The organism is Aeromicrobium camelliae, from assembly GCF_003850045.1.
In the GTDB taxonomy this organism is placed as follows: Bacteria; Actinomycetota; Actinomycetes; order Propionibacteriales; family Nocardioidaceae; genus Aeromicrobium; species Aeromicrobium camelliae.
Map to the genome: position 1 here is coordinate 51542 of NZ_RQJX01000013.1, position 20600 is coordinate 72141.

The 20600-nt window shown below is 68.8% G+C and carries 18 protein-coding genes and 1 tRNA gene; 10 read left to right on the plus strand and 9 right to left on the minus strand.

What is annotated here, in order from left to right; all coding sequences use genetic code 11:
* The first annotated feature begins 10 nt into the window (after nucleotides 1-10).
* Nucleotides 11-2056: an ATP-dependent DNA helicase UvrD2 gene (locus EHW97_RS10450; RefSeq protein ID WP_124237109.1), complete on the plus strand. Its 2046-nt coding sequence runs from the start codon at nucleotides 11-13 to the stop codon at nucleotides 2054-2056.
* Here the strand turns inward: EHW97_RS10450 and EHW97_RS10455 are convergent.
* From EHW97_RS10455 to EHW97_RS15345, 3 genes are read right to left on the minus strand one after another with little or no spacing between them, the layout of a single operon-like run.
* Complete coding sequence (locus EHW97_RS10455) at nucleotides 2053-3402, minus strand: ABC1 kinase family protein (RefSeq protein ID WP_243696393.1); 1350 nt, start codon at nucleotides 3400-3402, stop codon at nucleotides 2053-2055. The genes EHW97_RS10450 and EHW97_RS10455 overlap by 4 nt on opposite strands.
* A gap of 39 nt (nucleotides 3403-3441) precedes the next feature.
* Complete coding sequence (locus tag EHW97_RS10460; RefSeq protein ID WP_124237110.1) at nucleotides 3442-4224, minus strand: hypothetical protein; 783 nt, start codon at nucleotides 4222-4224, stop codon at nucleotides 3442-3444.
* A 59-nt stretch (nucleotides 4225-4283) separates the two neighbouring features.
* Complete coding sequence (locus EHW97_RS15345) at nucleotides 4284-4445, minus strand: DUF5679 domain-containing protein (protein WP_166367478.1); 162 nt, start codon at nucleotides 4443-4445, stop codon at nucleotides 4284-4286.
* A gap of 291 nt (nucleotides 4446-4736) precedes the next feature.
* On the opposite strand from EHW97_RS15345, the gene EHW97_RS10465 reads away from it, so the two are divergent.
* Nucleotides 4737-5243, plus strand: a complete 507-nt coding sequence (locus EHW97_RS10465; RefSeq protein WP_124237111.1) for a YgjP-like metallopeptidase domain-containing protein — start codon at nucleotides 4737-4739, stop codon at nucleotides 5241-5243.
* Here the strand turns inward: EHW97_RS10465 and EHW97_RS10470 are convergent.
* Nucleotides 5176-5754, minus strand: coding sequence for an NUDIX hydrolase (locus tag EHW97_RS10470; RefSeq protein ID WP_124237112.1), 579 nt, complete (start codon nucleotides 5752-5754; stop codon nucleotides 5176-5178). The two genes, EHW97_RS10465 and EHW97_RS10470, sit on opposite strands and share 68 nt — an antisense overlap.
* Nucleotides 5751-7049, minus strand: coding sequence for a zinc-dependent metalloprotease (locus tag EHW97_RS10475; RefSeq protein WP_124237113.1), 1299 nt, complete (start codon nucleotides 7047-7049; stop codon nucleotides 5751-5753). Before EHW97_RS10475 ends, EHW97_RS10470 begins: the two co-directional genes overlap by 4 nt.
* Nucleotides 7050-7137: 88 nt before the next feature.
* Between EHW97_RS10475 and EHW97_RS10480 the strand changes: the two genes are divergently transcribed.
* The 4 genes from EHW97_RS10480 (at nucleotide 7138) to EHW97_RS10495 (ending at nucleotide 12223) form a co-directional block, all read left to right on the plus strand.
* Nucleotides 7138-8190 (plus strand): YlbL family protein, encoded by a 1053-nt coding sequence (locus EHW97_RS10480; RefSeq protein WP_124237114.1) that lies wholly within the window; start codon nucleotides 7138-7140, stop codon nucleotides 8188-8190.
* Nucleotides 8178-8690 carry a PPA1309 family protein gene (locus tag EHW97_RS10485; RefSeq protein ID WP_124237115.1) on the plus strand — a complete coding sequence of 171 codons (513 nt, stop codon included), beginning with the start codon at nucleotides 8178-8180 and terminating at the stop codon, nucleotides 8688-8690. Before EHW97_RS10480 ends, EHW97_RS10485 begins: the two co-directional genes overlap by 13 nt.
* Before the next feature lie 65 nt (nucleotides 8691-8755).
* Nucleotides 8756-11668, plus strand: a complete 2913-nt coding sequence (locus EHW97_RS10490) for a UPF0182 family membrane protein (RefSeq protein WP_124237116.1) — start codon at nucleotides 8756-8758, stop codon at nucleotides 11666-11668.
* A 3-nt stretch (nucleotides 11669-11671) separates the two neighbouring features.
* Nucleotides 11672-12223 carry a protein-L-isoaspartate O-methyltransferase family protein gene (locus EHW97_RS10495; RefSeq protein WP_124237117.1) on the plus strand — a complete coding sequence of 184 codons (552 nt, stop codon included), beginning with the start codon at nucleotides 11672-11674 and terminating at the stop codon, nucleotides 12221-12223.
* Here the strand turns inward: EHW97_RS10495 and EHW97_RS10500 are convergent.
* Nucleotides 12211-12669 carry a MarR family winged helix-turn-helix transcriptional regulator gene (locus tag EHW97_RS10500; protein ID WP_166367479.1) on the minus strand — a complete coding sequence of 153 codons (459 nt, stop codon included), beginning with the start codon at nucleotides 12667-12669 and terminating at the stop codon, nucleotides 12211-12213. The genes EHW97_RS10495 and EHW97_RS10500 overlap by 13 nt on opposite strands.
* A gap of 61 nt (nucleotides 12670-12730) precedes the next feature.
* Between EHW97_RS10500 and EHW97_RS10505 the strand changes: the two genes are divergently transcribed.
* Nucleotides 12731-15790 (plus strand): efflux RND transporter permease subunit, encoded by a 3060-nt coding sequence (locus EHW97_RS10505; protein ID WP_124237119.1) that lies wholly within the window; start codon nucleotides 12731-12733, stop codon nucleotides 15788-15790.
* Here the strand turns inward: EHW97_RS10505 and EHW97_RS10510 are convergent.
* Nucleotides 15760-16227, minus strand: coding sequence for an aminoacyl-tRNA deacylase (locus tag EHW97_RS10510; RefSeq protein WP_124237120.1), 468 nt, complete (start codon nucleotides 16225-16227; stop codon nucleotides 15760-15762). The genes EHW97_RS10505 and EHW97_RS10510 overlap by 31 nt on opposite strands.
* 269 nt (nucleotides 16228-16496) lie before the next feature.
* Nucleotides 16497-17642, minus strand: coding sequence for a DUF222 domain-containing protein (locus EHW97_RS10515; RefSeq protein ID WP_124237121.1), 1146 nt, complete (start codon nucleotides 17640-17642; stop codon nucleotides 16497-16499).
* Between the two features lie 263 nt (nucleotides 17643-17905).
* On the opposite strand from EHW97_RS10515, the gene EHW97_RS10520 reads away from it, so the two are divergent.
* Nucleotides 17906-18745 carry an alpha/beta fold hydrolase gene (locus tag EHW97_RS10520; RefSeq protein WP_124237122.1) on the plus strand — a complete coding sequence of 280 codons (840 nt, stop codon included), beginning with the start codon at nucleotides 17906-17908 and terminating at the stop codon, nucleotides 18743-18745.
* A 60-nt stretch (nucleotides 18746-18805) separates the two neighbouring features.
* On the opposite strand, the gene EHW97_RS10525 is transcribed toward EHW97_RS10520, so the two are convergent.
* Nucleotides 18806-19318, minus strand: coding sequence for a hypothetical protein (locus EHW97_RS10525; protein ID WP_124237123.1), 513 nt, complete (start codon nucleotides 19316-19318; stop codon nucleotides 18806-18808).
* Between the two features lie 276 nt (nucleotides 19319-19594).
* Between EHW97_RS10525 and EHW97_RS10530 the strand changes: the two genes are divergently transcribed.
* The gene (locus tag EHW97_RS10530) at nucleotides 19595-20362 is read left to right on the plus strand and encodes a nucleotidyltransferase domain-containing protein (protein WP_124237124.1); all 768 of its coding nucleotides are present in this window, start codon (nucleotides 19595-19597) and stop codon (nucleotides 20360-20362) included.
* 86 nt (nucleotides 20363-20448) lie between these two features.
* Nucleotides 20449-20525: transfer RNA gene (locus EHW97_RS10535), tRNA-Met, on the plus strand.
* Nucleotides 20526-20600: the final 75 nt, after the last annotated feature.

A 20600-nucleotide genomic window follows, 5' to 3' on the forward strand; every position in this document is an offset into this window, starting at 1 on the left:
GAGTTGCCGCGTGCCCGACGCCGAGGACCTGCTGGCCGGACTCGATCCCGAGCAGCGTCAGGTGGCCCAGGCCCTGCGCGGCCCGGTCTGTGTCATCGCGGGCGCGGGGACCGGCAAGACGCGCGCCATCACGCACCGCATCGCCTACGGCGTCGCGACAGGCGTCTACAAGCCCACGGAGGTCCTCGCCGTCACCTTCACCACCCGCGCGGCCGGGGAGATGCGCACGCGGCTCGCCCAGCTGGGTGCCGGTGGCGTGCAGGCGCGCACGTTCCACTCTGCGGCGTTGCGGCAGGCGCGGTACTTCTGGCCACGGGTCTACGGCACCGAGTTCCCCGAGATCATCGCGTCCAAGTTCGGGCTCGTCGCCGAGGCCGCCAAGCGGGTCGGCGTGCCCACCGACACGGCGCTCATCCGCGACCTGTCCGCCGAGGTCGAGTGGTCCAAGGTCTCCACGATCCGGCCCGAGGACTACGCGCGCGAGGCGCCCCAGCGTCGGCGCCAGGTCGCCGACCTCGATCACGGCACCACCGGCGCCATCCTCCGGGCCTACGAGGACGTCAAGCACGAGCGCGGCCGCATCGACATGGAGGACATCCTCCTGGTCACCGCCGCGATCCTCGCCGACGACGAGCGGGTGGCCGCCGAGGTACGCCGTCAGTACCGCTGGTTCGTCGTCGACGAGTATCAGGACGTCAACCCGCTGCAGGCCACTCTCCTCGACCTGTGGCTCGGTGGACGCGACGACCTCTGCGTCGTCGGCGATCCACGTCAGACCATCTACTCGTTCGCCGGCGCGTCCCCGCGCATCCTCGCCGGGTTCGGGCGCAAGTTCCCCGACGCCGAGCGCCACGAGCTGGTCCGCAACTACCGGTCCACGCCCCAGATCGTCGCGGCCGCCAACGCGGTCTTCGGGCCGCGCGGCGGCGACGGCGTTCAGCTGCGCTCGCAGCAGGAGCCGGGCAACCCCGTGTCGTACCAGGGGTACCCGGACGAGACGGCGGAGGCCAACGCGGTCGCCAACGAGATCGCCCTGCTGCATCGTCGTGGCACGCCGTACAAGCAGATCGCCGTGCTCTTTCGCATCAACGCCCAGTCCGAGGCGTTCGAGGAGGCGCTGGGCCAGCACGGCATCCCCTTCGTGTTGCGCGGCGTCGAAGGGTTCTTCCAACGCGCCGAGGTGCGCCAGGCGGTCACGCTGCTCCGGGGTGCGGCACGCGCAGGCGAGGGCGCCGGGGACCTCGTCGCCGACGTCCGTGCCGTCCTGTCGACGATGAACCACACCGAGGAGCCACCGAGCGGTTCGGGCGCGGTGCGTGATCGGTGGGAGTCGCTGCACGCGATCGTCACGATGGCCGGTGATCTCGCCGCGGAGCAGCCCGACGCCGACCTCACGGCGCTCGTGGCCGATCTCGACCGCCGGGCTCAGCAGGCCCACGCCCCGACGGCCGACGGCGTCACCTTGGCCACGCTCCACGCCGCCAAGGGTCTGGAGTGGGACGCCGTGTTCCTCGTCGGCATGCACGAGGGCATGATGCCGAGCGTCCACGCCGACACCCCGGCGGCGGTCGAGGAGGAACGCCGGCTGTTCTACGTCGGCGTCACGCGGGCCCGCCACGACCTCATCATCAGCTGGTCGGCCACGCGGCATCCCGGCGGCCGCGGCAACCGACCGCCGACGCGGTTCCTTGATGCGCTGCTGCCGGCCCAGCACGAGGCCCGGCAGCCGGTCCGCTCGCCGCGCCAACGCAAGGTGGCGCTCTGCCGGGTGTGCCGCAAACCGCTGGCGGCGGCCGACCGGTCCCGCGGCCGGTGCGCGGACTGTCCTTCCACCTACGACGAGGCGTTGTTCGAGGCCTTGCGCACGTGGCGCAAGGAGATCTCCACGGAACAGTCGGTACCGGCCTACGTCGTGTTCACCGACGCCACGCTCCAGGCGATCGCCGAGGTCAAGCCGACGAGCGTCCAGCAGCTGGCCGGTATCCGCGGTGTCGGCCAGGCCAAGCTCGAGCGGTACGGCGACGCGGTGCTCTCCGTCGTCACCGAGCACGCCTAGTCGGCGAACCCGGGGAGCGATTCGGCCAGGATCTCGCGGAACGGGGCGGTCGCGCCGAGCTGGCACAGGATGCCGACGCCGCCCATCCACACGCGATGGATGAGCAGGTACTCGCGGGGGATGTTGAGTTGGCGCGCGGTCCCGAACCCCTCGGCGTCCGGCCGGCTGAGTCGCTGGCCCTGCGCGCGCAACCAGGCACGACTGAAGGTGAAGGTCTCCGCGCGGGCCGGTTCGATGAGCGGCGCGAGGTAGCGCTCCATGACCTCCGGGTCGAGCGCCTCACCGCGCAGGAAGCCCTCGTCGCGCAGTCCGGCGACGACGGCCTCGTAATCACCGTCCACCGAGGCGCGCAGCAGCCGACCGATGACGTCGGGGAGGCCGTCGGGCAGCCGCGCCACCGCGCCGTAATCGACCACGCCGAGCCGGCCGTCGTCGAGTATCCGGAAGTTGCCCGGGTGAGGGTCGGCGTGGAGCAGTCCGACGCGAGAGGGGCCGGCGAACAGGAAACGCACGAATGCCTCGCCCAGCCGGTCGCGGTCCTCCTTCGAGCCGTGGTCGATGACGTCGGCCAGCGATCCCGAGCTGTCCATCCAGGTCGAGACGAGGGCGTGCTCGGTGTGCGCGAGCGGCATCGGGACGACGACGTAGGGATCGTCGGCGAAGCCCTCGGCGAAGGCGCGTTGCGCCTCGGCTTCGAGTCCGTAGTCGAGCTCCTCGGCCACGCGCTCGCGCAGCTCGGCGACGAGCGCCTTGACGTCCATGCCGGGGGCCAGGACACCGAAGAGTTTCGCGATCCGGGAGATCTGCCGAAGGTCCGACAGCAGGGCGTCGCCGGCGCCCGGGTACTGCAGTTTGACCGCGACCTCGGTCTCGTCGCCGGTCTCGGGGTCGCGGTACGTCGCCCGGTGGACCTGACCGATGGATGCGGCGGCGGCCGGCTGGTCGTCGAAGGCCGGGAAGCGGCGGCGCCAGTCGACGCCGAACTCGGCGGTCATGACGCGGTGGACGGTCGATGTCGGCATCGGCGGCGCCGCGTCCTGCAGTTTGGTCAGCGCGTCGCGGTACGGCCCGGCGAGTTCGTCGGGGAGGGCTGCCTCGAAGACGCTCAGCGCCTGCCCGAACTTCATCGCGCCGCCCTTGAGCTGGCCGAGCACGCTGAAGATCTGGTCGGCGGTGCGGCGCTGCACGTCGGTCAGGACCGCCTGAGCCGGGGCTCCCACCATCCGCTTGCCGAGACCCAACGTGGTGCGGGCGGCGAAGGAGGCCGGAAGGCTCGCCAGCCGGGCGCCCCGCGCGAAGGCGCTGCCCGTCAGTGGGCGTTCCTCGTCCTTGTCGCGGCCGGCCACGTCATCAGGATAGGGGCGCCGGTCGAATCCGCAGTGATATCAGGCGGCGAGGAGGTGGCATCCGCAGCGGTGGTGGAATCGGACTGCGGACGCGACGGCCTGGGTGGGCGCGGGACCGAGGAGGACCGTTCGCCCGGCGAGGTGCGGGGTGTTTCCGGCGTCGAGTTCGGCGACGGCCCGGGCGATCTCGGCGGCCGCAAGGCCGAGCGCCGCTGCGCTGGCACCGACACGTGAAGGCCGGGCGACGCCGAACTGCGTGACGAGCGCAGGCCAGTGCGGATCGGTGGTGGATTGCTGCAGGTCGAAACAGTCGAGGCACGGCGTGTGTCCGGGCAGGACGAGCGGACCGACCCGGGCCTTGTCGTCGAGCAGCGCGACCGGAAGATGCGCGATGCGGTGGTCGCTCATCGCCCGGAACGCGGTCCGGGCGGGTTCGCCGACGGTCGCCGCCACGATGAGCGCCTGCGGGCCCTCGGCGAAGACGGCGTCGTCCGCGAGGAGGGCGCGCAGAACCTGCGCGAAGCGCGCGCATCCGAGGTCGTGGCGGATGTCGACCCGCGGACGCTTGCCACCCAGCGATGCGACGACCAGCGCGCCGCGAGCGATGAGCTCGGCTACCAGCTCAGCACCGTGGGTCGAGCCTTCGCGTTCGGCGATGTCAGCGAGTTCCTCGGCCACGCGCACGCCGTCGGCGTGGCGCAGCACCGCGGCAGCGCCGGGATCGTCGCGCACGATCACTCCCGGCGTGGTGCCGATCTGGAGGTGCTGAGCGTCGCGACGCAGCACCGCGGAGCCGGGACGAAGCAGGGGGCGGACGGCCATGACGTCATCGTGCCGCGTCCTGCTCGTCGCGCGCGGCCGTCATCCACAGCCGCGTGGGGTCAGGCCTTGCCGAGAATCCGGTTGAGCTTGGTGTCGCACACTGGGCAGGTGGCCTTGGCCATCTTGGTGCCCTTGTCGTTGACCTGGATCGTCCCGGTCGCCTCGCGCTTCTCCTTGCACTTCACGCAGTAGAACTCGCCGCTCCAGCTGTCGTCTGCCATGACGGTCTCCTTGGATGTGGGGTAGGTCACGTTAAGCGTAGAGGCTGCACGTCGATTCAGCCGGTATTGAGGCAGAGAAGAACCCCCGGCGGCGCGCCTTCCCCTGCGGCCACCGGGGGTTCGTCTGGACTGAACGTAGGGCCCCGCGGGCCGGGCGTCAAGCCCATCCCGCAGACCAGTTGTCCACGCCTGTGGACAACCTTGGGGAGAACCTGTGGGGATCGCCGAGGCGAGGTGTGGACGAGCAGTGGACAGCGACCCGTGTCGGTGCCGCGCACTACAGTCCTCGGCATGAACGACGCGCCCCGCATCGAGGTCCGGCGCAGCGCTCGGCGCCGCCGGACGGTGCAGGCGCGACGTGAAGGCGACCGCACCATCGTCATGATCCCGGCGAGCATGAGCAAAGCTGAGGAAGAGCGTGTCGTGAGCGATCTCGTCGCCAAGCTCGACGCGCGCGTGCAGCGGCGCCGGGCGCCGCAGGCCGACGACGACCTCATGTCCCGGGCGGCCGATCTCTCGCAGCGGTACCTCGACGGAGCTGCGAAGCCGTCGTCGGTCCGGTGGGTCAGCAATCAGCACAAGCGCTGGGGGTCATGCAGCACGCACGACGGGTCGATCCGGCTGTCCGATCGGCTGCGCCCGATGCCGGGCTACGTCGTGGATTTCGTCCTGCTGCACGAGCTCGCCCACCTGCTCGAGGCCGATCATGGACCTCGATTCCAGCGGCTGCTCAGTGGATACGAGCGCCGGGAGCGGGCCGAGGGCTTTCTCGAAGCCGTGTCATGGCAGTCGCGGTGAGCGCCCGCACGGTGTCGTCCGTGTCGGCCGGAAGCGCGTCCACGTCGAACCACCGCACGTCCGTCGACTCTTCGGACACGACCAGTTCCGTTCCCGCCGGCACGACCGCCAGGTACTGCACGTCGAGGTGATGCGCCGGGCGCAGCGGCCCGCAGGGCACCTCATGCCGTGACAACAGGAGCGGCCGCGGGTCCAGTGCGAACTCGGCGATGCCGGACTCTTCACGCGTCTCCCGGGCGGCGGCGCCGGCGAGGCTGGTGTCGTCCGACTCGCAGTGGCCGCCGAACTGCAACCACCGGCCGAGCTTGCGGTGCAGCGTCAGAGCGACGTGGCGTGCGTCGTCCGACAGCACGATCGCGCTGGCCGTCAGATGGTCCGGGTGGCAGGTACGCCACATCGCGTCATCGTGGGCTTCGAGATGAGCGAGGTAGCGCGTGCGGAGCGTCTCCTGGTCGGTGTCCGGCGCGTGCCAGGCGGACAGGACCGCGTGGGCGTCCTGGTGCAGCGTCACTTCTGCTCGTCGTCGCCCCGAGACGCCTCGTCCGCGAGCAACTTGCCGAGCGCCGCGTCGAACTCGTCGTCGGTGATCTGGCCGGTCTCGCCGTGCCGTTCGCTGTAACCCAGCGGATCGTCGAGGTCCTCGCTCGTGGGCAACAGGTCCGGGTGGCTCCACACGCGATCACGCGCTTCGGTGCCCTCGCGGTCGCGCAGCGCCGAGAAGAGGTTCGCGGCATCGCGCAGGCGGCGCGGGCGCAGTTCGAGCCCGACGAGCGCGGCGAACGTCTGCTCGGCCGGCCCCGCGGTGACGCGACGGCGACGCATGGCCTCCGCGAGCGCCACTGCGGCCGGCATCGTCTCGGCCGTGGCCTGCCCGACCACCTCGTCGACCCAGCCCTCGGCGAGGGCGAGCAGGAGCTCGAGGCGGTTCTTCGCGTGCTGCTGCTCGGGCGTGACGTCCGGCTCGAACAGGCCGCCCTCGAGGGCCTCCTGGATCGCTTCGGGACGGGTGGGATCGATCGAGCGCATCTTCTCCTCGATCGCGCTCGCGTCGATCCGCGAACCGCGGCCGAACTCTTCGATGGCGGTGACGATCGCGCTGCGCAGCCAGGGGGCGTGGACGTAGAGGCGCTGGTACGCGCACTCGCGCAGCGCGACGTAGAGGAGCACGTCGGCCTCACCGTGCTCGAAGCCTTCGGCGAACGTGCTCACGTTGTGGGGGAGGATCGCCGCGATGCCCTGGGGGCCGAGCGGCAGACCGACGTCCGTCGAGGACAGCACCTCGGTCGCGAGACCGGCGATGCCCTGACCGATCTGCTGGCCGAACATCGCGCCGCCGGCCTGCGAGATCATCGCGACGAACGGACCGGCGAGGGCCTTCGCCTCCGCGGGCAGCGCCTCGCCCATGGACGCGACGACGTTGGCGGCGATGGGCTCGACGAGCACCTGCCACTGCGGCATCGTCTGCTCGATCCACTCCGCACGGCTCCACGCCGCGCTCGACGTGACGCCGCTCGGCAGCTCGGTGGCGCGGTCCAGCCACATCTCGGCGAGGCGGACAGCGTCGTCGATCGCGCCGCGCTTAGTCGTCGTCGGCGACGGGTCGGGGCCGCTCGCGGCAAGGGTCTGCCGGGCGATGTCGGTGGCGAGGCGGTAGTTCACCGCGCCCTCGTGCGGCTCGAACATCGACTGCATCTGGGACAGGAGCGCGGACAGATCGAACTGTCCGCCCATCTGGCCGAACAGATGCTCCATGGGCGTGCCCTTGAACGGGTTCTCCGGTTCTTCGCGGGGTTCGTCGCCAGCCATGGGTCAAGACTAGGCCGTGTCGCCAATCGAAACTGCTTCGCGCAGGTGTCTAGGCTGCGGGGGTGACGACGACGCGGAAGAGCCTGCGATGAGCCGCCGGACGGCCACGTTGACGGTGACCGGTATCGCGCTGGTCGCGGTGTCGTGCCTGGTGTTCATCCTCCCGGTGCCGTACTCGACGATGCGCCCTGGACCGTCCTTCGACACCCTCAGCACCCTCGACGGGCAGCCGCTGCTCACCTTCGGCGCGGGCGTGGAGACGTACGAGACCGAAGGCGAGTTGGCGTTCACCACCGTCTCGGTGTCGCGCGCCGAGACCGAGATCGCGCTGCCTGCCGCGCTGCAGGCCTGGTGGGACAAGGACGTCGACCTCGTTCCGCACGACTTCCTCTACCCCCACGGCGAGACCAACGAAGACGCGAGCCAGCAGGGCGCCGCGCAGCTGAGCTCCTCGCAGGACGCCTCGCGCGCGGCCGCGCTGCGGGCCCTCGGCATGGACGTTCCCGAGACGGTCAGCGTCCGCTCGGTCGTCGAGGGGTCGCCCGCGGAGGGTGTGCTCGAGGAGGGAGACGAGATCCTCGCGGTGGGCGGCGAACGGGTCGCCGACCAGCAGCAGGTGGCTGACACGATCGGTGCCCTCGAGCCGGGCGACGAGGTACGGCTCGAGATCGCCCGCGAGGGCGTTCCGCAGCAGGTCACCATCGGAACGGTCCCCGCCGAGGACGACCCCGAGCGCGCCCGCGTCGGCATCGTCGTGGGCGTCGGCTTCGACTTCCCGATCGAGATCGAGAACCACATCGGCGATCGCGTCGGCGGTCCGAGCGCCGGGCTCATGTTCGCGCTCGCCATCTACGACAAGCTGACGCCTGGCGCCCTGACCGGCGGCCTGTCCATCGCCGGCACGGGGACGATCACCCCGGATGGGGCGGTGGGCCCGATCGGCGGCATCAAGCAGAAGATCGCCGGCGCCGAGGACGGGGGAGCGACCGTGTTCCTCGTGCCGAGCGCCAACTGCGCCGAGGCGGCCACCGCCGACACCGCGATGACGCTCGTCGACGTCGAGACCATGCAGCAGGCGATCGAGGCGATCGAGACGCTCGCCGACAACCCGGAAGCCGAGGTCCCCACATGCTCGAAGTAGCCCCCGACTCCCCGTTGCGCCAGGCGACCCTCGAGGTCGAGCGGCACGTGGCCGAGGGCGGTTGGGACCAGTCCCCGCGCCTCTTCGCGTTGGTGCGCACGGCCGAGCTGATCGCCGCGCAGCCGGCGCTCGCCGATCAGCTAAGCGATCCTGACGGGTACACGCCGGTCGAGCAGGACGGCGTGCCGGCCGACCGCTCCGTCGAGGACGTGCTTCCGACGCTCATGTGGCCCGACACCGTGCACGGCTGCGCCGTGGTGATCGAGCGGGTCATGCTCCCGCCGTCGGCGCAGGCCGACCTGCCCGAGGACCCCGACGAACTCGTGCGCGTCGTGGCCGAGCATCCCGAACGCCAGGAGGTGCGGATCTGCGCCGCCGTGCTGCGCGACGGCAGCGCCCACACCACCGTGCGGGCCCGGACCCCCGAGGACGCGCCGCTGCTGGAGGGGCCCGAGCTCGTCCCCGGCCTGGTGGCGCTCCTGAACGCGAGCATGTCGTGATTGGGGTCACTCGATAGGCTTAGGCCTGCCATCGGCCATGCCGGCGACATGACCCAGGAGAACTGTTGAGCGACATCTTCGGAGCCCCCCGTCCGCAACCGGCCGCTCCGCCGCCCGACCGCCGTCGTCGCGTTCTCGTGCCGACTCTCATCACGCTCGCCGCGCTGGTCGTGCTCGGTTCCGTCTTCACCAACGTGTGGACCAACCGGCTGTGGTTCCGCTCGGTCGACTACTCCGACGTCTTCACCACCGTCATCTGGACGCGGGTCGGCCTCTTCGTGAGCTTCGCGATCGTGTTCGCGCTGTTCGTCGCCCTGAACCTCTTCCTCGCGTACCGCACGCGCGCCGAACCGCACCTGCTGCGTCGCGACGACCCGGCGGCCCGGTACCGCTTCGCGCTCACTCCGGTGCGCAAGGCCGCATTCATCATCATCTCCGTGATCCTCGGCATCTTCGCCGGCGTCGTCGGCCAGTCCCGCTGGGAGACGTTCCAGCAGTGGTGGCATGGCACCGAGTTCGGCGTCGAGGACCCGCACTTCGGCCGCGACAACGGCTTCTTCGTCTTCGACCTGCCGTGGCTGACGTTCATCGCGTCCTTCGCCTTCACGATGGTGATCATCACGATCGTGGTGACCGCGTTCGTGCACTACGTCTACGGCGGCATCCGCTTCGCCGGCCGCGGCTTGAGCTTCACGCGGGGCGCCCAGATCCAGATCGCCGTCCTCGCCGGCATCGCAGTGCTGATCAAGGCGTTCCAGTACTGGCTCGACCGGTTCACCCTGCTGCTCGGCACGGGCGGAGTCGTCGACGGCGCCACCTACACCGACGCCAACGCGCGCATCCCGAGCAAGAACATCATGATCGCGGTCGCGATCATCTGCGCACTGCTGTTCTTCTCCACGATCATCGCCCGCAGCTGGACTCTTCCGGCGATCGGTCTGGGCGGGCTCATCCTGTCCTCGGTGCTCATCGGCGGTCTGTGGCCGGCGTTCATGCAGCAGTTCCAGGTCAGCCCCTCCGAGGCGGACCGTGAGGAGCCGTACATCGCGCGCAACATCGAGGCGACGCGCGCGGCCTACGGGGTCAGTGAGGTGGAGACCCGCTCGTACTCGGCGGCGACGGAGCTCTCGCCCGAGGAGCTCAACGCGAGCGCCGAGTCCCGGGTGAGCTCGCGACTCATCGACCCGACCCTCGTGTCGCCGGCGTTCCAGCAGCTGCAGCAGGTGCGCGGCTACTACACGGTCAACAAGACGCTCGACGTCGACCGGTACCGCTTCGACGGCGAGGACCAGCCGCGCGACGTCATCATCGCCGCGCGCGAGGTCGACCTCGACGGTCTGCAGAGCTCGCAGCGCACCTGGTCCAACGACCACACGGTCTACACGCACGGCTACGGCGTCATCGCCGCCTACGGCAACGAGCGCGGGCCCCAGGGTGAGCCCGTCTGGGCGGCCCGCGACATCCCGCCGACCGGTGAGTTCGAGTTCGAGGTGCCGCCGCGCATCTACTTCGGCGAGAAGTCGCCCGAGTACTCCATCGTCGGCCGCCCCGAAGGTGCGGAGCCGATCGAGGTCGACATTCCGCGCGGTTCGGGGGGCAGCGACGACGACAACCCCGAGAACGCCACCGCCAACACGTACGACGGCGAGGGCGGCGTGCCGGTGGGCAACCTGTTCAACAAGGTGCTCTACGCGCTCAAGTTCGCTGAGCCGAACATCGTGCTCTCGGACCGGGTCAACGAGGAGTCGAAGATCCTCTACGACCGCCACCCGCGCGAGCGTGTGCAGAAGGTCGCCCCGTGGCTGACGGTGGACGGCGACATCTACCCGGCCGTGGTCGACGGTCGCGTGGTGTGGATCGCCGACGGTTACACGACGAGCAACAGCTACCCGTACAGCCAGCACCGCTCGCTGCGCGAGGCGACGTCGGACACCCTGACGCAGACCGCCGCGCAGATGGCACTGCCGACCGACCAGGTCAACTACATCCGCAACTCCGTCAAGGCCGTCGTGGACGCCTACGACGGCACCGTCGACCTGTACCAGTGGGACGAGGAGGACCCCGTCCTCAAGACGTGGATGAAGGTGTTCCCCGACTCGGTGAAGCCCAAGAGCGAGATCTCCGAGGGCCTGCTGGAGCACCTGCGCTATCCGGTGGATCTGTTCAAGGTCCAGCGCGACATCCTCACGCGGTACCACGTGACCGACGCGCAGACGTTCTACGAGGACGGCGAGCGCTGGCGCGTTCCGGAGGACCCGTCGGGCAACCAGGGCGCGCTGCAGCCGCCGTACTACCTGACGATGAGCCGACCCGACCAGGAGACGCCGCAGTTCTCGCTGACCAGCGTCTACCTGCCGAACAATCGTCAGAACCTGGCGTCGTTCATGTCGGTCAACTCCGAGGCGTCCGACCCGGAGAACTACGGCAAGCTGCAGATCCTGGAGTTGCCCAGTGAGACACGAGTCGGTGGTCCCAACCAGATCGCCGCGCAGATCCAGGCCGACAACCAGGTGACGCAGACCCTGTTGCCGTTCGAGCAGGCGACCAACGCGCGAATCCTGCGCGGCAACCTGCTGACGCTGCCGGTCGGCGGTGCTCTGCTGTACGTGCAGCCGGTCTACATCCAGCGCTCCGTGGAGGAGGGCTCGTACCCGGTGCTGCAGTACATCATCGCGTCGTTCGGTGAGGACGTCGGCATCGGCAATACGCTCGACGAGGCGCTGCGCGCGGCGCTCGGGCTCGAGGAGGGCGCGGCGCCGCCGCCCGAGGACGAGGTGGAGGCCCCGCCGGAGGAGGGCGACGGAGGCGAGCCCGCCGAGGCTCAGACCCCGGAGCAGCTGCTCCAGCAGGCCACGGAGCTGTACGACCAGGCTCAGCAGGCGCTGCAGGAGGGCGATCTGGCCACGTATCAGCGGCGGATCAACGAGATGGCCGACGCGATCGAGCAGGCCGAGCAGCAGTTGGGTGGAGGCTCCTGACCCATGTGGGTCGAGGCCGTCATGAGGGAGGTTCCGCGCGAGCGGTTCCTCCCTCATGACGTTGCCGACCAAGCGGGCATCGACGCTCCCGTCTCGATCGGCTACGGGATGACGAACTCCCAGCCGCGGACCGTCGCGGACATGCTCAAACTGCTGGACCCGCAGCCGGGCGACCGGGTCCTCGACGTGGGCAGCGGTTCGGGGTGGACCACCGCGCTCCTGGCACATCGGGTGGGTCCGGACGGGTTCGTCATCGGCGTCGAGATCGTGCCCGAACTCGCGCAGATGGGGCGCGACAACGTGACCACGACCAACGCGCGCATCGAGCAGGCCGGTGCCGAGCTGGGATGGCCCGCGGAAGCCCCCTACGACCGCATCCTGGTGTCGGCGTCAGCGCGGCGGCTCCCCGACGCGCTGGTCGACCAGCTCTCACCTGAGGGCGGAGTGCTCGTGGTCCCGGTCGGAGCCGCCATGACGCGCGTCGTCCGGCACGGGAACGAGCCCACGATCACCCGCCACGGGGTGTACAACTTCGTGCCGCTTCAGGAGTCCTGACCGCGCTCGAGCCGTTCGGCCTCACGGCGGACAGCGGCCGTACCGATGGCGAGGGCGGTGAGCTCTTCCATCGTGAGGCCGTCGATGATCTCGAGGCTCGTGTTGCGGACCATCGTCAGCATCTCGTGCAGAAACTGGTCGCCGCTCGGCGTCACCTCGATGATGCGCGCACGCCGGTCCGTCGGGGAGGGGCGCCGCGTGATGTAGCCGCGATCCTCCAGGCGGTGGAGCAGCCCGGACGTGGTAGCTGCGCTGACGTCGAGCCGCAGCGCGATGTCGTGCGCGGTGGGTTCGTGGAGCGCGCGGACGACGAAGAGCGTCTTGAGCTGCTGAGCCGGCATGTCGTCGCCGCTCAGTGCGCCGGTGTCGCGGCGGACGAGCATCATCGCGATGGCGAACTGGTCGTCCTCGAGTCGCGCGATCACCGCATCGCGTTCACTGCTCATTCGTCTCCCGTTGTTCCGCCCTGTCATAGTTAGCGTGACGCTAACCATCCTAAGGAGTCCCGTGTCCGGTCTTGCCCGGTTCAGTCTGCGCAACCGTGCTTTCGTCGGTCTGTCCACCGTCATTGTCGCGATCTTCGGCTTCGTCTCCATGTCGAGCCTCAAACTCGAGCTCATCCCGTCGCTCGAACTGCCCGTCATGGCGGTCGTGACGACCGACCCGGGCTCGTCGCCGGAGGTCGTGGACCAGCAGATCACCGAACCGGTGGAGTCGGCCGTGCGCGGTCTGGCGGGCGTCGCCTCGACGAGCGCGACGTCGAGCAGCGGCGTCTCGATGGTCCTCGTCGAACTCGACTACGGGACCGACCTCGGTCAGGCGCGCCAGGACCTGACGAACCGGCTGTCCGGCCCGACCATCGCGCTCCCGGACGACGTCAACCCCGAGGTGCTGGCCGGCAGCGTCGACGACTTCCCGGTTATCCAGCTCGCCATCGCCGGCGACGCCGACCTCGCCGAAGTCGCCACCCGCGTGGAGCAGGACGTGGTGCCGCTGCTGTCCGACCTCGAAGGTGTCCGCGAAGTGACGGTCAGCGGCGCGCCGACGCAGCGCGTCGAGATCACCCCGGACCTAGCCGCCCTCACCGGCGCGGGACTCGACACGCAGGCGATCACATCGGCGCTGGAGAACAACGGCGCGCTCGTGCCCGCCGGGACCGTGAACGAGGGGGAGCGCGCGCTGACAGTGCAGGTCGGCACGTCGTTCGCCGGGGTGGAGGACCTCGCCGTGCTGCCGCTGGTAGGCGCAACGCAGCCGGTCACCCTCGGTCAGGTCGCGGACGTGTCCCTCGCGGAGGCCCCCGCCACGTCCATCTCCCGCACGGACGGCCGCGACAGCATCGCGGTGGGGATCACCAAGACGCCCGACGGCAACACCGTCGACATCTCTCACGCCGTGCACGACGTGTTCGACGACATCGAGTCCGCGGTCGGCGACGGCGCGTCCGTGGACGTGGTCTTCGACCAGGCGCCGTTCATCGAGAAGTCGGTCGAAGACCTCACCGTCGAGGGCGCGCTTGGACTCGTGTTCGCGATCATCGTGATCCTCGTCTTCCTGCTGTCGCTGCGCTCGACGCTCGTCACGGCGATCTCGATCCCGCTGTCGCTGCTGCTCGCTTTCATCGGCCTCTACGTAGGCGGCTACTCGCTCAACATCCTGACGCTCGGCGCGCTCACCGTCGCGATCGGTCGCGTCGTCGACGACTCGATCGTCGTCATCGAGAACATCAAACGCCACCTGTCCTACGGGACGCCGAAGGTGCAGGCGATCATCACCGGCGTGAAGGAGGTCGCGGGCGCTATCACGTCGGCGACCCTGGCGACGGCCGCGGTGTTCCTGCCGATCGCCGTCGTGGGCGGTCAGGTCGGCGAGTTGTTCCGTCCGTTCGCGCTGACCGTCTCGCTCGCGCTGCTGGCCTCGCTCGTCGTCGCGCTGACGATCATCCCGGTCATCGCCGGCTGGTTCCTCAAGGCCCCGACGGGCGAGGTCGACGCCGAGCAGGTGCGCCGCGAGGCCGAGCAGAAGGAGCGCGAGGGCTTCCTCCAGCGGCTGTACGTGCCGCTGCTGCACCGCACCAACGCGCACCCGGTCATCACGCTCGTGGTGGCGGTGGCGATCCTCATCGGCACGTTCGCCCTCGCGCCGCTCATGAAGACGAACTTCCTCGGCGACTCCGGTCAGAACACCGTCGCGGTGACGCAGGAGCTGGAGCCCGGCGCCTCGCTCGAACGGCAGAATGAGGCCGCGACCAAGGTCGAGGAGGCGCTGCTCGAGATCGACGGCGTCGAGACGGTGCAGACGACCGTCGGCCAGGGCGAGGGCCTCGCCGTCCTCGCCGGCTCCAGCGACGCGTCGTTCTCGGTCACGACCGATCCAGAGGCCGACCAGACCGCGCTCCAGGACGACATCCGCGCTGCGATCGACGGCCTGGAGGACGTCGGCAAGGTGACACTGGATGCGACCGGTGGCTTCGCGTCCAGCCTCGACGTGGTCGTGACGGCGGACGATCCGGAGGCGCTCGACGAGGCCGCCACGCAGGTGCTCGAAGCCGTCGAGGGCATCGACGGCGCGCAGGACGTCACGTCGAACGCGTCGGGGGAGCAGCCCATCGTCTCGGTGACGCTCAACCAGCAGGCGGCCGCGGCGGCGGGCCTGGACGAGACCTCGTTGGCCGGCATCGTGGCGAGCTCACTGCAACCGGTTCCGCTCGGTCAGGTCGTGCTCGACGGCGAGCGTCGTGACGCGGTGCTGGCGATGGGCCAGGTGCCGCAGGGTGTGGAGGCGCTGCGGCAGACGCCGCTCGCGCCGGGGGTGACGCTCGGTCAAGTCGCCACGGTGGAGGAGCTGCAGGTGCCGACGACAGTCACGCGTCTCGACGGGGATCGCTCGGTGACGGTGTCGACGACGCCGGAGAGCGACGATCTCGGCTCGGTGACCACGGCGCTGCAGTCGGCGATCGACGATCTGGACCTTCCGGACGGCGCGGAGGCCTCCATCGGTGGTGTCGCGGCCGATCAGGATGAGGCGTTCACGCAGCTGGGTCTGGCGCTCGCGCTGGCAGTGCTGATCGTCTACCTCATCATGGTCGGCACGTTCCGCAGCCTGATCCAGCCGTTGATCCTGCTCGTGTCGGTGCCGTTCGCGGCGACCGGTTCGATCGGTCTGCTCGTGGCGACCGGCATCCCCCTCGGTGTGCCGTCACTCATCGGCATGCTCATGCTGATCGGCATCGTCGTGACGAACGCGATCGTGCTGATCGACCTGGTGAACCAGTACCGCGAGCAGGGGCTGTCACCGACCGATGCTGTAGAGGAGGGCGCGCGGCATCGTCTGCGCCCGATTCTCATGACCTCGCTCGCGACGATCGGTGCGCTGACGCCCATGGCGTTCGGTATCACCGGCGGTAGTGCGTTCATCTCGCAGCCGCTGGCGATCGTCGTGATCGGTGGACTCGTCACCTCGACGCTGCTGACGCTGATCCTGGTGCCGGTGCTGTACCTCCTGGTGGAGAAGGTGCGGGGCCGGTTCGGGCGGCGTCAGAGCGGATCGGTGACGTCGGCGACCTGAGCGTCGAGGGCGGCGACGAGGTCGTCGCCGTCGACGGTCGCCGCGACCCCGTGGGCGCCGGCTCCGATGGAGACCGGGCCGGCGCCCACGATGCGGTTGTCCGCGATGACCGGCCAGGCGTGCGTGGAGCCGAACGGGGTGATGGTGCCGCGCTCGTAGCCGGTGACGTCTTTCGCGACGGACTTGTCCGGCATCGACAGGCGTGAGACGCCGAGCAGAGCGCGGAGCTTGGGCCAACTGATGCCGTGATCGCCGGGGACGAGGACGAACAGGTAGTCGTCCTCGGCGCGGCGGACGACGAGCGACTTGAGCAGCTTCGCCGGCTCGACGCCGCGCGCGGCGGCCGCCTCCTCGAGCGACGACACCGGCCCGTGCCGCGTCACCGCAAACGAGATCCCCGCCGACTCCAACGCTCCCAAAGCCCGTTCCTCACCCATGCCAGGAGACTAACCGGCCATAGGTGGTCGAGTAGCGACCGAGGAACGAGGGAGCCTATCGAGACCACGTGACTGAAGTTCGTAGGTGGTCGAGTAGCCGCGCCCTTCGATACGCCGCTCGTTCCTCGCGGCTACTCAGGAACCGGAACGAGGGCCGACGTCATAGGTGGTCGAGTAGCGACCGAGGAACGAGGGAGCGTATCGAGACCACACGACGCGACGCGCTCTACTCCCGGAGCACCGTCTCGCCCACGCGCCACGCCCATCCCTCACCGAAGGGCAGCGGCTCGGCGTGGTTGAAGGTCTTGAGTTTGTGATGGTGGCGGCACAAGGCCCAGAGGTTGTCGCCTGAGGTGGGGCCGTCGGGGAGTGGTTCTCGGTGGTCGAGGTCGCAGTTCTGCGCCTTCTTCGTCTCCATCGCGGCTATGCCCCTTATGCGATGGCTCCATTCTGGGGTATCGGCAGGTGCCGTCTCTGAAGCGGATCGCGTTGCGGAGGTGGTCTGGGGGGTATCGGCCGTCGTAGCGGGTGGCGAGGATGTTGTCGTTCTCGTCGACGAGGAGCCGGTACCAGAACGTGTGGCCGCTTTCGGCGGGTGTGCGAAGGACGTTGGCGGGGATCACCCAGTCACGGTCGGCGCTGATGGCGGGCTGATCATCGATGCCCGCGAGCGTGGACGCAGGAACCATCACCCCGATCGCGAGGTTCGGGGTCCGGGCGGGTTCGTTGTCGGGGTCGATGTGGTCGAGGGCGTCGACGAGGAAGTCCGCGCGACGCTGGGCGATGGTCCGCTCGTCCTCGGTCACTGTCTTGGCGGCGTGGTCGAGCCGCTGGTCGATCCCCGCGAGGACGTACGAGGGCAGGTTTTCGGCGTACAGGTCGCCGGTCCCGTCCTCGTGGTGATGGATGGTGACGGATCGTTCGGCGACGATGTCCTCGTACCGTTTTTCGACCTCGTCGGGTTCGACGCGGGCGATGAACCGTTTGATCCACTGGTGCAGTTCGCCGGTCGTATGCGTCGTGGCGTAGGCGACGACGCGCCGGTCGAGTTTGGCTATCGATCGTTCTTGGGTCAGCTTCCACGCACCCGCCGCGATGATCGACACCCGAGCGGCGTCGAGCAGACCCTCGCCGAACGCTGCCCAGACATTCTGCAGTTCACCGCGGGCGGTCTCGGCTTCGTGAATTCGTGCCGTGATCTGATGCTCGCTCCACCCGTTGGCTTGCGCGATCACCGACCGCACGGCCGCGAGGGCGAGTTCGCGCTGCTGCGGCTCGACCTCCCGCTCGATCCGCGCGGTCTCCGCGTCGAGGTACTCGAGCGTGGCCGACCAGCGGCGGTACTCCGCGAGAGCATTCTCGCGCCGCAATTCGGCCAGGAAGCCGACCCGCGCGTCAGAACTGCTCTCGATCATGTTTCTAACCTAGAGAAGGCCACCGACACTTTTGTGGTTTCGTTCACCACCCCCATAGGTGGTCGAGTAGGCGGAGCTTGCGGAGCCGTATCGAGACCGCGTTACGTCGGCTGGTCTCGATACGGCCCTCGTTCCTCGGGCCTACGCGACCACCTAATCCGGCCATTGGTGGTCGAGTAGGGAGGTCGCTCAGCGACCGACCGTATCGAGACCACCGAGCCGAATACGGCAACGTGACACCGCCCGCGGTTATCGTCGCTGGCGTGACTCCTCACCTCACACGAACGATCGAGTGGAACGGCCGGACCGTGGCGTGGAATCGCTTCGGCGATGGCCCGCCGCTCGTGTTTCTGCACGGCACGCCGTGGTCGTCGGCGCTGTGGCGCCCCATCGCTCAAGCGCTCTCCAGCCGGTTCACCGTGTACCTGTGGGACATGCCCGGGTACGGCGTGTCGTCGAAGCACCCCGACCACGCGGTCGACCTCGGCGTGCAGGGAGAGCTGTTCGCGCAGCTGCTGCGCGAGTGGGGGCTCGAGCGGCCGCACGTGATCGCGCATGACTTCGGGGGAGTGGTCTCTCTGCGCGCCCGCTTGCTCCACGGGGCGCGATTCGCGTCGTTGTGTCTCGTCGACGTGGTGGCACTCAGGCCATGGGGTTCGCCGTTCTTCAGGCTGGTCAAGCAGCACGCCGAAGTCTTCGAGCAGTTGCCTCCTGCGGTGCATCGCGGGGCTGTCGAGGCCTACATCAGCGGTGCGAGCCATCGCGGATTGCGACCGGAGGATCTGGCGATGCTCGTCGAACCCTGGACCGGTGGCGAGGGGCCGGCGGCGCTGTACCGGCAGATGGCCCAGGCGGACGAACGGTTCACGGACGAAGTCGAGCCGCTGTACGGGACGATCGACGAGCCGACGCACATCGTGTGGGGTGCCGAGGACGAGTGGATTGCCGTGGACCGTGCCCACCGGCTCCAGTCGCTCATTCCGGGCGCGAGCCTCACGCTGGTTGAAGGGGCGGGGCACCTCATCCAGCTCGACGCTCCCGCACAGCTCACCGCCGAACTCACCCGCTGGACCGAGTCACAGCGAGCCGCTAGCGGGCGTTGAGGTGTTTCATCGTCGTCAGTGAGTTCTGAACTGTGAGCGAGGTTCTGCTGGTGTGGGGCATCACTCGCTAGTGCCTATCTTGATCTGATCGTCCTCGCGGACCTCCACAGGTGCACCCTCTTGCAAGGTGAACCATCGAGACTCTCCGTATGGGTGGAGTTCAAGCGCAACACCATGCCTATACCCGAAGGTCTGCATGAGCGCTTGAACCTTGAGCGAATCGCCGTCCAGGCGTGTGATCCCGCCGGGCGACCAGGCCGTCTTGGCTTCAAGACAAAGCAAATTGCTATTCGTTCCGATGGCCTCGCGGTGATGCACCACAAGGTCAGGGAGTCGTCGTCTCTTAAGTAAGCGCTTGCCGGGCTCGGTATGGACGCATTTCACATCACCTTGGCCGGATTCTCTATTGTACTCCACGTCTACGTCAAAATTGGGAAACTGATCTCGTACCCTCAAGGCGAGTTGGTGCACGATTGACCTTTCGCTTGCGCGATATTCGAAAAGAGCGTGCTCCTCTTTGAATGTGCGAAGGAGCGCAAGCTGTACCTTTAGCTGTACCTCGGCGAGATCCATAAGGGCACAATATCGATTTGCGCGCGCCGAGGTGCGAGATTTAGAAATTCTGCGCTTCCTGACAACATTGGCGCTTCGCCGCGCGGGGCTGCGTCTGGCTTCCGGCAGCGCGAAGGGGCTCCGCGTCCGACTCCATCGCCACGGGCAGCGTCCTCCTCCGCGATCAAGCGCTCCCTCGCTTCGGTTCGGCCACTCTCTTCGGTACGCCGCCAGTTCCGCAACCTCAGCAAGTGAGGTGGTGTCGGGAACCGCGGTGGGTCCTTTAGCGTGAGCGCCATGGACGACTCCCAGTTCCTCGACCACGTCGCTGATACCCTCGCCGCGCTCCCGGCCGTCGAGGCCGTCACGCTCGGCGGGTCACGTGCGCAAGGGATTGCGCGTCCCGATAGCGACTGGGACATGGCGATCTACTACCGCGGCGCCTTCGACCCGCAGTCGCTGCGCGACGTCGGTTGGGACGGCGAGGTCTCGGAGATCGGTGACTGGGGCGGGGGAGTGTTCAACGGTGGCGCGTGGCTGCACATCGACGGCCGGCGGGTGGACGTCCATTACCGCGACCTCGCCGTCGTCGAGCGCGAGCTCGAGCGGAGTCGGCGCGGTGACTTCCACATCGAACCGCTGATGTTCCACCTCGCCGGCATCCCGAGCTACCTCGTCGTCGCCGAGCTTGGCATCAACCAGGTGCTGAGGGGAGAGCTCCCGCGTCCCACGTATCCCGATGGGCTTCGGCGCCTCGCGCCCGAAGTGTGGATGGGGCGTGCCCGGATGAACCTCGTCTACGCCGAGCACAACGATGCGATCCACGGGCGCGTCACGCAGACTGCGGGCCTGGTTGCGGTCGCTGCGCTCGAGTTCGCCCACGCGGTGATGGCGGCGCGAGGCCAGTGGGTGACGAACGAGAAGCGCCTGCTCGCCGACGCGGGACTCGACCAGCTCGACGAGGTGATCGCCGGCCTCTCTGCTGATCCCGAGACCCTGACCGCGGCTGTTATCGCCGTGCGCGACCACGGCGAGTCCGCCGTCCAGCGCGCGCGAGAACGCTGATCTTCCCGCGGTTCCAGCTCGGAAGCTCAGAGGGGGACCCCGAGTTTGAACGGCATATGGCCGTCCCGTAAAGTAGGAACTACCGACGCGGGGTGGAGCAGCTCGGTAGCTCGCTGGGCTCATAACCCAGAGGTCGCAGGTTCAAATCCTGCCCCCGCTACCAATTAGATGTCGACAGACATCGAAAACCCTCGGACCTTCGGTTCGGGGGTTTTCTCCTTGTGGTGGCTCCTCTTGG

Bases quoted from the DNA above. Each gene is read 5' to 3' on its own strand.
- EHW97_RS10460 (WP_124237110.1), bottom strand. From the start codon at position 4,224: ATGGCCGTCCGCCCCCTGCTTCGTCCCGGCTCCGCGGTGCTGCGTCGC.
- EHW97_RS15345 (WP_166367478.1), bottom strand. From the start codon at position 4,445: ATGGCAGACGACAGCTGGAGCGGCGAGTTCTACTGCGTGAAGTGCAAG.
- EHW97_RS10465 (WP_124237111.1), top strand. From the start codon at position 4,737: ATGAACGACGCGCCCCGCATCGAGGTCCGGCGCAGCGCTCGGCGCCGC.
- EHW97_RS10475 (WP_124237113.1), bottom strand. From the start codon at position 7,049: ATGGCTGGCGACGAACCCCGCGAAGAACCGGAGAACCCGTTCAAGGGC.
- EHW97_RS10480 (WP_124237114.1), top strand. From the start codon at position 7,138: ATGAGCCGCCGGACGGCCACGTTGACGGTGACCGGTATCGCGCTGGTC.
- EHW97_RS10485 (WP_124237115.1), top strand. From the start codon at position 8,178: ATGCTCGAAGTAGCCCCCGACTCCCCGTTGCGCCAGGCGACCCTCGAG.
- EHW97_RS10495 (WP_124237117.1), top strand. From the start codon at position 11,672: ATGTGGGTCGAGGCCGTCATGAGGGAGGTTCCGCGCGAGCGGTTCCTC.
- EHW97_RS10500 (WP_166367479.1), bottom strand. From the start codon at position 12,669: ATGAGCAGTGAACGCGATGCGGTGATCGCGCGACTCGAGGACGACCAG.
- EHW97_RS10510 (WP_124237120.1), bottom strand. From the start codon at position 16,227: ATGGGTGAGGAACGGGCTTTGGGAGCGTTGGAGTCGGCGGGGATCTCG.
- EHW97_RS10515 (WP_124237121.1), bottom strand. From the start codon at position 17,642: ATGATCGAGAGCAGTTCTGACGCGCGGGTCGGCTTCCTGGCCGAATTG.
- EHW97_RS10525 (WP_124237123.1), bottom strand. From the start codon at position 19,318: ATGGATCTCGCCGAGGTACAGCTAAAGGTACAGCTTGCGCTCCTTCGC.
- EHW97_RS10530 (WP_124237124.1), top strand. From the start codon at position 19,595: ATGGACGACTCCCAGTTCCTCGACCACGTCGCTGATACCCTCGCCGCG.